The sequence below is a fragment of the Pseudomonas graminis genome, assembly GCF_001705435.1.
Lineage (GTDB): Bacteria > Pseudomonadota > Gammaproteobacteria > Pseudomonadales > Pseudomonadaceae > Aquipseudomonas > Aquipseudomonas graminis_B.
Window position 1 is genome coordinate 1 of sequence record NZ_MDEN01000003.1, and the last position, 243, is coordinate 243.

The following is a 243-nucleotide window of genomic DNA, read 5'->3' on the forward strand; positions in this document are numbered from 1 at the left end:
GGGGGGGGGAACCCAAACAAAAAAACAAAAAAAAAAAAAAAATAATAAAACAAAAAAACCACCAAAATAAAAAAAAAACCCACAAACCCCACCAAAAAAAAAATAAAAAAAAAAAAAAAAAAAACCAAAAAAAAAAAAAAAAAAAAAAAAAAAAAAAAGAAAAAAAAAAAAAAAAAAACAAAAAAAAAAACCAAAAAAAAAAAAACAAAAAACCAAAAAATGTAAAAAAACAAAAAAAAAAAA

The 243-nt window shown here is 16.5% G+C and carries 1 protein-coding gene; it reads left to right on the forward strand.

Annotated elements, in window-relative coordinates; translation table 11 throughout:
* The coding region (locus BBI10_RS28405; RefSeq protein ID WP_208600716.1) for a hypothetical protein at positions 1–243 on the forward strand (243 nt) is incomplete at both ends.